Annotated in this window: 9 protein-coding genes; 4 read left to right on the top strand and 5 right to left on the bottom strand. The window is 34.7% G+C overall.

The annotated features are described in order from the left end of the window. Positions 1-52 precede the first annotated feature (52 nt). On the top strand, positions 53-3,070 hold the full coding sequence (gene secDF, locus IEV10_RS12735) for a protein translocase subunit SecDF (protein WP_188375123.1): 3,018 nt from the start codon (positions 53-55) through the stop codon (positions 3,068-3,070). Between the two features lie 67 nt (positions 3,071-3,137). Here the strand turns inward: secDF and IEV10_RS12730 are convergent, their stop codons facing one another. From IEV10_RS12730 to folE, 5 genes are all read right to left on the bottom strand, one after another. After that, positions 3,138-3,623 carry a DUF192 domain-containing protein gene (locus IEV10_RS12730; RefSeq protein WP_188375122.1) on the bottom strand — a complete coding sequence of 162 codons (486 nt, stop codon included), beginning with the start codon at positions 3,621-3,623 and terminating at the stop codon, positions 3,138-3,140. Further along, positions 3,623-4,447: a prolipoprotein diacylglyceryl transferase gene (gene lgt, locus IEV10_RS12725; RefSeq protein ID WP_188375121.1), complete on the bottom strand. Its 825-nt coding sequence runs from the start codon at positions 4,445-4,447 to the stop codon at positions 3,623-3,625. Before lgt ends, IEV10_RS12730 begins: the two co-directional genes overlap by 1 nt. A gap of 68 nt (positions 4,448-4,515) precedes the next feature. After that, positions 4,516-4,749: a membrane protein insertion efficiency factor YidD gene (gene yidD / locus IEV10_RS12720; protein WP_188375264.1), complete on the bottom strand. Its 234-nt coding sequence runs from the start codon at positions 4,747-4,749 to the stop codon at positions 4,516-4,518. Positions 4,750-4,755: 6 nt separating this feature from the next. Further along, a complete protein-coding gene (gene cysS / locus IEV10_RS12715; RefSeq protein WP_188375120.1) occupies positions 4,756-6,237 on the bottom strand; it encodes a cysteine--tRNA ligase in 1,482 nt (493 codons plus the stop codon). Between the two features lie 38 nt (positions 6,238-6,275). Next, complete coding sequence (gene folE, locus IEV10_RS12710; RefSeq protein WP_188375119.1) at positions 6,276-6,950, bottom strand: GTP cyclohydrolase I FolE; 675 nt, start codon at positions 6,948-6,950, stop codon at positions 6,276-6,278. Between the two features lie 182 nt (positions 6,951-7,132). Between folE and IEV10_RS12705 the strand changes: the two genes are divergently transcribed. From IEV10_RS12705 to IEV10_RS12695, 3 genes are all read left to right on the top strand, one after another. Continuing rightward, a complete protein-coding gene (locus IEV10_RS12705; RefSeq protein WP_188375118.1) occupies positions 7,133-11,476 on the top strand; it encodes an FIDD domain-containing protein in 4,344 nt (1,447 codons plus the stop codon). Between the two features lie 193 nt (positions 11,477-11,669). Next, the gene (locus IEV10_RS12700; RefSeq protein ID WP_188375117.1) at positions 11,670-12,122 is read left to right on the top strand and encodes a hypothetical protein; all 453 of its coding nucleotides are present in this window, start codon (positions 11,670-11,672) and stop codon (positions 12,120-12,122) included. Positions 12,123-12,135: 13 nt separating this feature from the next. Continuing rightward, a partial coding sequence (locus IEV10_RS12695; protein WP_188375116.1) for an NIDO-like domain-containing protein occupies positions 12,136-14,399 on the top strand: 2,264 nt, incomplete at its 3' end.

The raw sequence follows: 14,399 nt of genomic DNA, 5'->3' as shown, positions 1-14,399 counted from the left end.
AGGCGAAAATTATATTTGCTCATTTGTAAAATTCGACATAAAACCAAAAACAATGCAAAACAAAGGATTAGTAAAGCTGTTTGCCGTACTATTTGGATTGGTAAGTATCTACCAGTTATCATTTACGTTTAAAGCCAATCAGCTTGAAAAAGAAGCAAAGCAATTTGCACAATCTAAGTATACAGAGAACAACGATATCAGTACTGCAGAGTTACGTTACTTAGATTCATTAAATAACCAAGAAGTCTATAACTTAGGTATAAGTAAGTATACCTACAGCGATGTGAAAGATAATGCCATGAACTTAGGTCTTGACCTTAAAGGTGGTATTAATGCTATTATAGAAATTTCTGTAAAAGATATTTTAAAAGGACTTGCCAATAATAGTAAAGACCCAATTTTTAATCAAGCACTTTTAGATGCTGATGAGTTACAGAAAGACTCTCAGGATTCTTACTTAGAATCATTTTACACGGCGTTTGATGCTATTAAAGGCGATACCAAACTTGCGTCTCCAGATATTTTTGCTAACCGTACATTGAGCGATGATATTACGTTTAATATGACTGATGGAGAGGTACAAAGTATTATTTCAAGAAAGGTTGATGAATCTATTGTTTCTGCTTTCGAGGTATTACGTAATCGTATCGATGGGTTTGGTGTAACATCTCCAAATATTCAACGATTAGGTAATGGTGGTCGTATATTAATAGAATTACCAGGAGCTAAAGATAAGAAACGTGTAGTAGATATTATTACTAAAACAGCCCAGTTACAATTCTGGGAAACTTATACAACTCAAGATTTAGCGGGTTACTTATTACAAGTTAACCAGCGTTTACTTGAGGCTCAAAAAGCAGCTACTGAAACTACAGAAGATACAACTGAACAAACTGAAGCTACTGAAGATGTAGATTCTACATCAAGCGTTATTGATGACTTAACAGGTCAGATAGAAAACGATTCTACTGCTGTACAGGAAAATACAAACCCATTAGGAATTCAGAATTTAGGTTCTGGAGGTCCAGTGATAGGTATTTTCTTAGCTAAGGATAAGGATGATGTTCTTAAGAAGCTTAATGCTAACCGTGATTTATTACCTGTAGAGCAACGTTATGCACGTTTTGCATGGGGTAAACCTGCAGATAAAGACTCAGAATTTGTAGAGCTATATGGTCTAAAGAGTAACAGAGATGATGAGCCTCAGCTAAGTGGTGCTGTTATTACAGATGCAAGACAAGATTATGACCAAGTTAACCGCCCGGCAGTTAGCATGCAGATGAATGCAAAAGGTGCTAAGATTTGGGAGGATATGACCAAAGTTGCTTATGAAACAAGAGGTAATATTGCTATAGTCTTAGATAATATTGTGTATTCTGCACCTGGAGTAAGTACTGGGCCAATTGCTGGAGGTAATTCTCAGATTTCAGGAACATTTACTGTAGAAGAGGCTACAGATTTAGCGAATGTTTTAAGAGCTGGTAAATTACCAGCATCTGCTGAGATTGTCCAGGCTGATGAGGTTGGGCCATCTTTAGGTCAAGAAGCTATTGATTCTGGTATAATTTCTTTTGGTTTAGCATTAATATTTGTTTTACTATGGATGATTTTTTATTATGGTAAAGCAGGTGGATTTGCAGATATTGCTTTATTATTTAACATCCTTTTAATCTTCGGCGTATTGTCTGGATTAGGGGCAGTATTAACATTACCTGGTATCGCTGGTATCGTATTAACTATTGGTATTTCGGTTGATGCTAACGTACTTATCTTTGAGCGTATCCGTGAAGAATTAGCTAAAGGAAAAGATCAGAAAATGGCCATTAAAGATGGTTTTGCGAATGCATTATCTTCAATCTTAGATGCCAATATAACCACAGGTCTAACAGCATTAATCTTATTTATTTTTGGAACAGGACCAATTAAAGGTTTTGCGACAACATTAATCATTGGTATTTTAACATCATTATTTACAGCAATTTTTATTACAAGATTACTTATTGACTGGTATGTAAATCGTGGTGGAAAATTAGATTTCTCTACAGCTATAACTAAAGGTTTCCTAAAGAATGTAAATATTAATTTCTTAGGAAAACGTAAGATTGCATATGTAATTTCTGGATTATTAATTACTGCAGGTGTAGCGTCTTTATTTACAAACAATTTGGATCAAGGTATAGACTTTGTTGGTGGTAGAACATATCAAGTACGTTTTGCACAATCCTTAAGTACAGAAGAAGTCTCTAAGACATTAAATGATCCGGCTGTTTTTGGTAGTGCAGAGGTAAAGACTATTGGTGCCGATAACCAATTAAAAATTTCAACAAAATACTTAGTTGAAGATAACTCTACTGATGCCGATGAAGAAGTACAGTCTAAATTATTTGAAGCTTTAAAAACATACTTACCGGACGGAATCACTTATGATGAATTTTTAGAGGGTTCTGGAGATAAGAAGATTGGTAAAATGCTATCTAGTAAAGTAAGTCCAACAATTGCCGATGATATTAAAAAATCATCTTTCTGGGCAATACTCGGTTCTTTAGTAGTTGTATTCCTTTATATCTTAATTCGTTTTAAGAAATGGCAATTCTCACTTGGAGCTGTTGCAGCGGTTTTCCATGATGTATTAATTGTATTAGGTATATTCTCAATCGCATGGAAATGGATGCCTTTTAGTATGGAAATTGACCAAGCATTTATTGCGGCAATTTTGACCGTAATTGGATACTCGCTTAATGATACCGTGGTTGTATTCGATAGAATTAGAGAATATCTTAATGAACATTCGGGCTGGAGCTTAGGAAAAACGATTAATGCTTCTGTAAATAGTACATTGAGTAGAACATTAAATACATCTTTAACAACCTTAGTCGTACTATTAGCGATGTTCTTCTTAGGAGCAGATTCGTTAAGAGGATTCTTATTTGCTTTAATAGTGGGTGTATTAGTTGGTACATATTCATCGGTATTTATTGCAACTCCAATAATGTACGATACAGCTAAGAAAGGTGATGCAGCAGAGTCTTTAAAGAAAAAGGTAAAAGAAAATGAGGAAGAAGAAGCCTAATCTCTAATCTTATAATAATAAAAAAGACTGCCAATTGGCAGTCTTTTTTATTATTAGTAAAATTTAATTAAAACTTAATCTTGTCTCCTATTTCAATATTCCATGCATCAGAAAGTCCTGCGTTAATTTCTAAGACATATTTAGCTGGTGCATTTGATGGCAATGACGTTTCATCAAATGGCTTAGCATTTTTTTGAAAACTTACAATTGTACTATCTGCAGAGATATATATGATATCTAGCGGAATACGTGTATTCTTCATATAGAAACTACGAGATATTTCATTAGGAAATATAAATAACATGCCTTGAGACTCTTTCATACTATTGCGATACATCAATCCCGTTTGGGTCTGGTATTCGTCATCAGCAATCTCGATATCTAAAGTTTTTATAACCGAATCGTTCGACGCTTTTTTTAGTTGAAGTGTTCCTTCTTTTGTAAAGGTAATTTCAGAAGATTTAGAGATGTTCTTTTTAGAATTGTTACAAGCTGTAAAACTAAAAGCAACTATATATATACAAAACAGTAACCTAAACTTACGATTAATCATTATGCTTCTTTAGTCTTAGGCTTGTATATAAACATAAAGTATAAGCCTATAAGTATAAATGGTATACTTAATAATTGTCCAGTGTTTAATAACCAATCTGCACGTTCTTCAACTTGAGCTTCTTTTGAGAATTCAACGAAGAATCTAACAGTCCATAAGAGAACTAAAAATAAACCAAATAAAAAGCCTTGCTGTTGAGATTTTTTAGTTCTCCAATAGGTGAAAAATAAAATCAAAAACACAAAAACATAAAAGAAGGCTTCATATAATTGAGAAGGATGTCGCGGAGCGGTTTCTCCTAATTGCTTGAATACTACACCAAAATCTGTTCCCGTGTATTTTCCTATAATTTCTGAATTTATAAAATTTCCAATTCTAACAAATACAGCACCTAAGGCAACAGCAACAACTACACGGTCTAAAATCCACAATACAGTTTTCTTGAGTACTTTTTTGTTGTATAGGTACATAGAGATTATCATCGCTATGGCTGCGCCATGACTAGCCAAACCTTGGAATCCAGTAAATTCAAAACCTCCTTTAAATTTAAATGGAAGAAATATGCTGAAAAAATCTTCAGTAATTAATTCTGGTTGATAAAAAATAACATGTCCAAGGCGTGCTCCTAGCATAATCCCTATAACCGAGTAGATAAATATTGAGTCTAAAGATTCATCCGACTGATTTTCGTTTCTGTATATGCGTTTTGTGACATAAAATCCTAGAATAAAAGCAACTATCCACATGACACTATAAAAGTGAAGTTTAAAAAAACCTAAATCCAAAAATTTAATTGGGTCCCAAACTATTTCTAAAGCGTGCATAAATTGATTATTGTTTAAGTGGTAAATATAGTATTTTCAATAGTAACGGAAATAGTATTAACGCAATATTAATCTTCTTTAGGAGGCACTGGGTCGTAACCTTTTCCACCCCAAGGATGACAACTAAAAATTCGTTTTATAGCCAATCGTCCACCTTTAAAAAAACCGTGTGTTTCTAAAGCTTCTTTTGTGTACTGAGAACACGTGGGTTGGTATCTACAACTGGCCGGTGTAAATGGAGATATTAACGTCTGGTATATCTTAATTAAAAACAAAAACGGATATGTCAGAAGTTTTCTAATAATCAATTATTTAATGGAGAACGTAGTGCCTTCTCGACCATCCTTTAATTCGATTCCCGCTTCAGCTAATTCATCTCTAATTTGGTCAGACAGCGCAAAGTCTTTATTTATGCGTGCTTCTTTTCTGAGCTTTATTAATAACTCAATAGCTGCATGTAACTTTTCGGTTCCGCTATCTGAGGATTGGCTATCAACTAATCCTAAAATATCAAATATAAATATATGCAGCACTGTTTTTAAAGTTGCCAAGTCTTCAGTAGAAACTGATGCAGAACTATCATTAACCTGATTTATAAATTTTGCAGCTTCAAATAAATGAGCAATTAAAATAGGTGTATTAAAATCGTCATTCATGGCATCATAGCACTTCTGTTGCCATTCGGAAATATTAAAAGATGATGAACTACTCGTTTTCAAATTATCAAGATTGCTAAGAGCTTCTAGTAACCTATTAAATCCTTTTTCAGCAGCTAGTAATCCATCATTAGTTAAGTCCAAAACACTTCTGTAAGACGCTTGCATCATAAAAAAACGAATGACACCAGGAGAAAATCCTTTAGACATTTTATCGTTTTTACCAGAAAATAATTCCGCAGGATTAATATAATTTCCAGAGGATTTACTCATACGTGCACCATTAAGCTCTAACATATTTGCATGCATCCAATACTTTACTGGAGCTTGACCTTTAGCGGCTTGGTTTTGTGCAATCTCACACTCATGATGTGGGAATTTAAGGTCCATTCCTCCACCATGGATATCAAAAAACTCACCTAAATATTTTGTACTCATAGCAGTACATTCTAAATGCCAACCAGGAAAACCATCACTCCATGGTGAAGGCCAACGCATAATGTGTGTAGGCTCGGCTTTTTTCCAAAGCGCAAAATCTTGTGGGTTTTTTTTATCACTTTGTCCGTCTAAAGTTCTAGTATTATGTATAAGGTCTTCGAGTTTTCGTTTACTTAAAATACCGTATTCGTTAGATTCATTGTATTTATGTACATCAAAATACACGGAACCATTAACCACATAAGCAAAGCCATTATCTATTATAGTTTGAATAAGCTCTATCTGTTCTATAATATGGCCTGTTGCAGTAGGTTCTATACTTGGCGGTAAAAAGTTTAGTGTTTGTAAAACATTATGAAAGTCTACGGTGTAGCGTTGCACCACTTCCATAGGTTCAATTTCTTCAACACGTGCTTTTTTTGTGATTTTGTCTTCTCCTAAATCAGCATCATTTTCTAAATGCCCAGCATCAGTAATATTACGAACATAACGTACTTTATAACCTAAATGCTTTAAGTACCTAAAAATCATGTCAAAAGACATAAAGGTTCTTACATTACCTAAGTGTACATTACTGTAAACTGTTGGGCCACAAACATACATGCCTACATAACCTTGGTTAATAGGCGTAAAAGTTTCTTTTTCGCCCGAAAGAGAATTGTAAATCTTTATATGTTGATTTTCGTATAGCGGCATTATACTAATGTTATGCGGTTTGTAAAATAGAATGTGAACTAAAATTCAGTATCTAATTTAATATAATCTAGGAATTCTCGACGAGTTTCTTTGGTTTTGAATTTTCCACCAAATTCAGAAGTCACTGTACTACTAGCAACATCTTTGATGCCTCTTGAGTTTACGCAAAGGTGTTTAGCGTCAATAACGCAAGCGACATCTTCTGTGCCCAGAGCTTTTTGTAGCTCTCTTACAATTTGCATGGTTAAACGCTCTTGTACTTGAGGACGTTTTGCATAGTAATCGACGATGCGATTCATCTTGGATAAACCAATAACAGTGCCGTTAGAAATATATGCTACATGTGCTTTGCCTACAATAGGTAAGAGATGATGCTCGCAGGTAGAGTATACAGTAATGTTTTTCTCAACAAGCATTTCATTGTACTTGTACTTATTTTCAAATGTAGAAGCCTTAGGTTTTTTATCAGGGTGTAAGCCGCCAAATATCTCGTTAACAAACATTTTTGCAACACGTTTTGGAGTACCTTTAAGACTGTCATCTGTAAGGTCAAGACCCAAAGTTTCCATAATATGTTTCACATCTGCTTTTATGCTTTCAATCTTTTCAGAATTACTTAATGTAAAAGCATCGTCTCTAAGAGGTGTTACGCTCGAAGAACTTATGTGATCATCGCCAATGGCATCGATATCAAAATCGTTTTCTATTTTCATTTATATGGTGTGTAAAATGAGATTGCAAAGATAACTAAATAAAATAGTATAAATAGGTTAGGGATTTCTTAAATATACTTGTTATATAGATATATGCGTTTTTATAACGACATCTTATATTAATTCGTGAGTTGTTCATTAAGAATTTATTAATTTTCGTGACTTAAATTTTGAAAGAAATTATGCTTAAAAAATACACGTTCTGCTTACTATTTATAGCTATATCAATGGCATCTTATTCTCAAATTAATTCACCTGGAGGAGTAACATGTGGTGATGCGGGACCTATTTGTGCAGATAATACAGGTAGCTTTATTTTTCAGAATAATAATGATGCCTCGACAAACATTAATACTTCAATTGCGTGTTTACAAGATGGTCCTAGACCAGCTTGGTTCTTTTTAAGGGTAGATCAAACAGGGGATTTAGCATTTCAAATTATCCAAGAAAGTACTACTGGAGTTGGTTTAGATGTTGATTTTGTGTTGTGGGGGCCATTCTCTTCTGATATAGGTAACTGTGGAAGTATAGATACAGTTTGCGATCCACAGTTTCCTAATAGCCCAGCTAATGGTTGCCCAAATAACACAGTTAATCCTGGTGCTTATCCAAATACAAATACAAACATTGTAGACTGTAGTTATTCCGGTCAGTCAATTGAAAACATGAATATTCCTAATGCCGTTTCTGGTGAGTTTTATTTACTTCTAGTCACTAACTTTGATGGCGGTGATGGTACTATTGAAATTGTACAGACAAATTTTGGAATACCAGGTGGCGGTTCTACAGATTGCTCTATTATAAATGTTGATGGAATATTAGGGCCTGATCAGAATATTTGTGAAATGACATCAACTACTCTAGATGCAAACCCTGGTAACGACCCTACTTTTGTAGACTATGCTTGGGAATTTAATGATGGTACTGGTTTTGCACCAATTCCTGGAACAGATGGAATGTCAATGATTTCTGTTTCTAATGCAGGAGAGTATCAAGTTACAATTACTGATAACGTAGGAGGGTCTGATAGTGATATTGTAGAGGTGATAGTTACGGTTATACCTACAGTCAACCCTGTTGCTACACAATTTAGATGTGATGATAATAATGATGGTATATGGGATTTTGATTTAGCTAGTTTGCGGCCAATTGTTTTGGGTACACAAGACCCAATGCAATTTGAAGTGTCTTTTCATCTGGACGAGATGGACGCAATGACTAGTTCAACGACTAATCCATTACCAGACACGTTTACTAATCTTGTTGCTTATGAAGAAGATACCATATGGATTAGAATAGAGAGTACAATCAATACAGATTGCGCTAGTACTGGAAGTTTTGAAATTGATGTATTTGATTCTCCTGTGGCTAATGCGATTCCTCCACAATTGATTTGCGATGATAACAACGATGGTTTTTGGGATTTTGATTTAGATGCCTTGAGGTCTATTGCATTAGGGACACAAGACCCAATGCAATTTGAAGTGTCATTTCATTTAGAGCAATCAGATGCAATAATGAGTTCAACTACAAATCCATTGCCAAATACGTTTACTAATCTTGTGGCCTATGATGAGGATACTATATGGGTTAGAGTAGAGAATATAGATAATCGAGATGATTGTTTTGAAATAATTAGTTTTAATATTGATGTGTTCGATGACCCAACTGCTAACACTGTTTTACCACAATTGATTTGTGATGATAATAATGATGGCTTCTGGGATTTTGATTTAGCTAGTTTGCGACCAATTGCTTTGGGTACGCAAGACCCAATGCAATTTGAAGTATCTTTTCATTTGGACGAGATGGACGCAATGACCAGTTCAACAACTAATCCATTACCAGACACGTTTACTAATCTTGTTGCTTATGAAGAAGATACCATATGGATTAGAATAGAAAATGTAGATAATACGGATTGTTTTGCTACTTCAAGTTTTATAATAGATGTGTTTGATGACCCAACACCTTTACCTTATGTATATGAATTGTGTGACGACGCTACTGATGGAGACGACACCAATGGTTTTGTGGATTTTCCGTTAACACCAGCTGATATAGATAGTTTTATATTAAATGGTCAAGACCCAATGCAGTTTACAGTAAGTTATCATTTAAACCAATTAGATGCCGATAATGGTGCTGCGGCCATTGCCAATCTATATACAGATGATACACAAATTATCGCTAGAGTTGAGAATAATGATAGAATCGAATGTTATGAAACTGTAATTGTAGATTTGCAAGTTAACGCACTTCCTGTAATTACTGATATGGTAGAGTTATTACAATGTGATAATGATACAGATGGCATATCAGACTTTAATTTGACAGAGTCCGAAGTTTTAATTTCTACAAATTTTGCCAATGAAACATTTACGTATCATATGAATGCTACAGATGCAGCAAATGGAGCAAGTGCAATTATAAATCCAACAGTTTATACAAATACAGATCCGTCTTCTAATCCTGATATTTTATTTGTACGAGTAGAGAATGATGATTTTTGTTTTAGAGTAGCCCAATTAGATTTATTTGTATCTGCAACTCAAATACCAGCAAATGTTGAAATTTTATATGAAGAGTGTGATGTAGTGGACGGTATAGATGCAGATATTACAAATGGGATTACTACCTTTGACTTTAGCGATGCTGAAGCTCAAATTAGAGCTCAAGCTGCATTACCAGTTGGGCAGAACTTAACATTTACATATTACGAAACTGAAGCTGATGCATTGGCTGAAGTTAATGCTATTCCAGATATTTCAAATCATAGGAATGATGCATCTCCTTTTGAACAGGAGATATATGTTAGAGTAGATAGTGATGTTGATAACGCCTGTGTTGGACTTGGTGTTCATGTGCGTTTGAGAACAATTAATCCAACACCAAATTTAAATCCTGACCCAATAGTTCTTTGTGATGATATTACTGTTGGCGATTTATCAGAAGAGTTTAATCTAACAATTAGAGAAGCTTTTATTTTTAATGGAGACCCTAATGTTTCTGCAACTTATCATACCACTTTTATCGGTGCTAATGCAGGTGATAATTCTATTCCAGATCCAACAGCTTATAACAATACAAATCCATCAGAAACTATTTTCGTAAGGGTAACTAACATTTCTACAACTTGTTATGCTATTGTTGAGTTAGAAATTCTTGTAAATCCTTTACCAGATGATTCTGTAGTGGTCGCAGATTTCTTTGAGTGTGAGAACAACACAGACTTTATTTTCGATTTTGATTTAGATACTAAAATAGATGAAATACTCAATGGGCAAGACCCAATGAATTTTACAGTCTCATACCATGAGACACAACTTGATGCAGATAATTTAACAAATCCATTACCGAGTTTGTATACAAATACGAGTAATCCACAACCAATCTTTGTAGCTATAACAAATAATACCACAGGATGTTCAATCAGCACAATTTCGTTTAATATCGAAGTTAATGAGGATGTACAAGCCCTTGATGATTTCTATGAAGAGTGTGATGTCGTAGGTGATAATGATGGCTTTACTCAATTTGACTTATCATCTCGAAGTCCAATTGTTTTAGATGGTCAAGACCCAATGTCATTTAGTATCTCTTATCACTTTAGTTTTGATGATGCTTTTAATGATGTTGACCCTTTACCATTACTGTATGAAAATTTTGTTGTAAATACACAGGTTATTTATGCTAGAGTAAGTAATGTTATAAGACCTGCTGAATGTTTTGCTATATCTGAGTTGACTTTACAGGTTAATCTACTTCCAATTTTTGATTTAGATGATGAATATATTCTATGTCTAACAAGTAATAATGAAGCAGTGGTCGATGTGCCCCCAGTTCTAGATACGGGATTATCAGATACAGATTATGCATTCGAATGGCGTCTTGACGGAACAGTATTACCAGCTCAAACGAGCTCTAGTTTAATACCAACTCAAGGCGGAGTTTATGATGTTACGGTTACAGATATTTCTACATCTATGGTAACGATGTGTCAAAATTTTGATTCTGCAGTTGTAACTGAAAGTGGTATACCTGATACATTTGATGTCGAAGTTACCTCACAAGCCTTTACAGGTAATAATATGATTATCGCTACGGCAACAGGAAACAGTACCTATGAGTACAGTCTAGATAATGGGCCATGGGAATTAGTTGGCGAATTCGAAGACGTCAATGGAGGTGATCATGTTGTAGCTGCGAGAGATATATTGGGTTGTGGCATTGTATACAGAACTGTAACAGTTATTGATTATCCTAAATTCTTTACACCTAATGGTGATGGAAATAACGATACTTGGAATATTGAAGGCATTAATACACAACCATCGGCAACAATATACATTTATGACCGCTACGGGAAACTATTAAAACAATTAAGCCCTACAAGTCCTGGTTGGGATGGCACATTTAATGGTAATAGAATGCCTAGTAGTGATTATTGGTTTACTTTAGAGTATGTAGAACCTACTAATAATGAATCTCGAACCTTTAGTGCACACTTTTCTCTGAAACGTTGAGGTATTTTAAAATTGATTAATAAAAACGCCTTTGAAATAATTTCAGAGGCGTTTTTATTTTGCATGAGAGGAGGAAAAATAGTGTTAGCTTGCGAATCGCATATATAAATATGTTGTTACAACGAGAACTTATTAGAAACGGCATCTTTTAGTTAAAATTTTATTAAATTCCGAGATTATTTAAGTATTCATTATGACAAGGAGAATTTTATTACTGCTTTTTATTTGTTTAGGACTAAGTCTTTATGGACAATCCAAAAAGCACACTTTGCCTTTGGCAAAATTTGGCGAGAATTTAAGTAAACCATTATCTTCAAAAGAACGCGCTTTTATTGATGAGGTTTATGGGGCTTATGCTAATGAGTTTATTTACAACAAACCACATAGAGTAAAAACATTCAAACAGATTTTAAGAAATCGAGTAAAAATAGGTTTTTATGAAAATAAAGATTTGAGTTCTTTAAAACGTTTATCTCAAATTCCTCTTGTTAATTCAATTAATCATAACCTTCTTAGAGATTTTTCATTTGACGCTGATAATTTTAATCCTTTAAAATATGCGTTTAATTTTTTCTCTGAAAATAAAACGCAGACCTACAGAGTAGATAATACTCAGTTTGTAATAACAATATTTTCACAGCACTAATATCCACTTTAGCATGTTAAAAAAAATACTATTATTTACGTTTTTTATCTTTTCTATAAAGAGTTTTAGTCAAGACCTTTTAATGCAAGATGGCACATTTAATCAATGTATGGGTACATTCTTAGATTCCGGCGGGTCTTCTGGAAATTATTCAAGTAATGAAAATTTTACAATCACTATTTGTGCTGATAATCCAGGAGACGCTGTGAGTATAAACTTCACGTCGTTCAATACACAAGATGGGGTAGATATTTTATCTATTTTTGATGGTGCAGATAATACGGCACCACCTCTAGGGGATTTTTCTGGCACTAATAGTCCAGGATTGGTAGAGGCTAGTTCTGCTAATACTTCTGGTTGTTTAACCTTTGTTTGGGCTACCAATGGATTTGGTAATACTACTGGTTGGGCCGCAGATATAAGTTGTTTTACGCCCTGCCAAAACATTATTGCTAATCTTGATAGTACTGTACCTGGAACAACTGCGGCCAATGTTGTAGTTGCTGATGAAAATGAAGTAATTACATTTAATGGTAGCGGTACATTTTCAACAGGTGGTGCTGGTGCAGTATACCTTTGGGATTTTGGCGACGGTAATACGGCTATGGGAGAATCAGTTACTCATGCCTATACAATGGCTGGTCTATTCGAAGTAACTTTAATGATAACTGATACTGCTGGTTGCTCCAGTACAAACAATATTAATTTAACAGCACAAATAGGCTCTACAAGTCCTGGCAATCCTTCGGTGGATGCAGGAGCAGACATAGATATACCTTGTGATGAAACATGTACAACCTTAACTGCTTCTTTTTTAGATATTGGAGATACAAGTACATATAATGTTAATAGTATTCCATTTGTTCCACCCTTTCCTTTTCAAGGTTTGACTAATTCTGTTAATACAAATATTGATGACGCATGGGATGATGTAGAGGATTTACCTTTTGATTTTTGTTTTTTTAATGGCATTGAAACTCAGTTTCAGGTAGGGTCCAATGGGGTAATTAGATTTGATGTGAATGCAGCTGATACTACAAATGGTTGGAATCTACAAAACAATATGCTTCCGAATAATTCTAATCCTACTTTTGGAGAGGCTAATATATTTAGTCCTGTACACGATATTGATCCGGCTGCTTCAGTTAATGAGGAAATTGCATGGGAAATTATTGGAACAGCTCCAAATAGAGTTTTAGCGGTTAGTTTTTATAATGTTGAAATGTTTGGCTGTTCTTCAGAAATTGCAACCCATATGGCAGTTTTATATGAAACTACTAATGTCATAGATATTTATATACAAAATGCTCCATTTTGCAATGGTTTTAATGGGGTCAATGATAAAGCAGTAGGTATCCAAAATAATGCTGGCACTGAAGCGTTTGTTCCGCCAGGAAGAAATAATACTCAAGATTGGACTGCACAAGATGAAGCATGGCGTTTTACACCTGCTGGTCCAAGTATTGTAGAGTTTGTATGGCTAGACGATATGGGTAATGTGTTAAGTACTGATGCAAGTTTTGAGGTTTGTCCAACTGATCCTTCAACAACTTATACAGCTCAAGTAACATATACTAATTGCAATGGGGATGTCACGGTAGTAACCGATGATGTTACAGTTACTACAAATAGACCTTTTGATGTAGACCTTGGGCCGGATCAAGATTTGTGTGTTGGTGATCCAGATGTAATGTTAGATGCTACCGTTGCAGGTTCAGTTACATACCAATGGGCTTTAGATGGAGCAGATCTACCAGGTCAGACAAACCCAATGCTTAATATAAGTTCACCAAATTCTGGAGTTTACTCGGTTATCGTAACAGAAGATGTTACGAATTGTGTAAGTACGGATAATATAGTTATTAACTTTTTTGAGACACCAGTGTTGTCTTCAACATTAGATGCTACCGTGTGTAGTGACGACCCAACGGGTATAATATTAGATTTAGATGTAGGTGATGTTGCATCAACTACCTACAATATTACAGCCATCAATACCAATGGATTGGTAGCAAGTGCAGGTGTACCAACAGTAGGTACAGGATTTGGTGCCAATGAAATAGCAGATGATGCTTATACTAATATGGGTATTGGCCCAATAGATGTCATCTATACGATAGTTCCGGTGAGCGGTACATCTAATTGTATTGGCACTTCTGTCGACGTTACCGTAACGATTAGTCCTGAGCCAGTATTATCTACGAGTTTAGACGCTACTGTGTGTAGTGATGATGCAAGCGGTGTGGTTTTAGATGTAGAACCAGGTAGTTTTGCCGC

Source organism: Winogradskyella haliclonae, assembly GCF_014635865.1.
Classification (GTDB): Bacteria; Bacteroidota; Bacteroidia; order Flavobacteriales; family Flavobacteriaceae; genus Winogradskyella; species Winogradskyella haliclonae.
Note: the sequence above shows the minus strand (reverse complement) of the source record. Positions and strands in the feature narration are given on the sequence as shown.

Coding starts and splice junctions, on each gene's coding strand:
- IEV10_RS12705 (WP_188375118.1), top strand. CDS start 7,133: ATGCTTAAAAAATACACGTTCTGCTTACTATTTATAGCTATATCAATG.
- secDF (WP_188375123.1), top strand. CDS start 53: ATGCAAAACAAAGGATTAGTAAAGCTGTTTGCCGTACTATTTGGATTG.
- lgt (WP_188375121.1), bottom strand. CDS start 4,447: ATGCACGCTTTAGAAATAGTTTGGGACCCAATTAAATTTTTGGATTTA.
- IEV10_RS12700 (WP_188375117.1), top strand. CDS start 11,670: ATGACAAGGAGAATTTTATTACTGCTTTTTATTTGTTTAGGACTAAGT.
- cysS (WP_188375120.1), bottom strand. CDS start 6,237: ATGCCGCTATACGAAAATCAACATATAAAGATTTACAATTCTCTTTCG.
- folE (WP_188375119.1), bottom strand. CDS start 6,950: ATGAAAATAGAAAACGATTTTGATATCGATGCCATTGGCGATGATCAC.
- IEV10_RS12730 (WP_188375122.1), bottom strand. CDS start 3,623: ATGATTAATCGTAAGTTTAGGTTACTGTTTTGTATATATATAGTTGCT.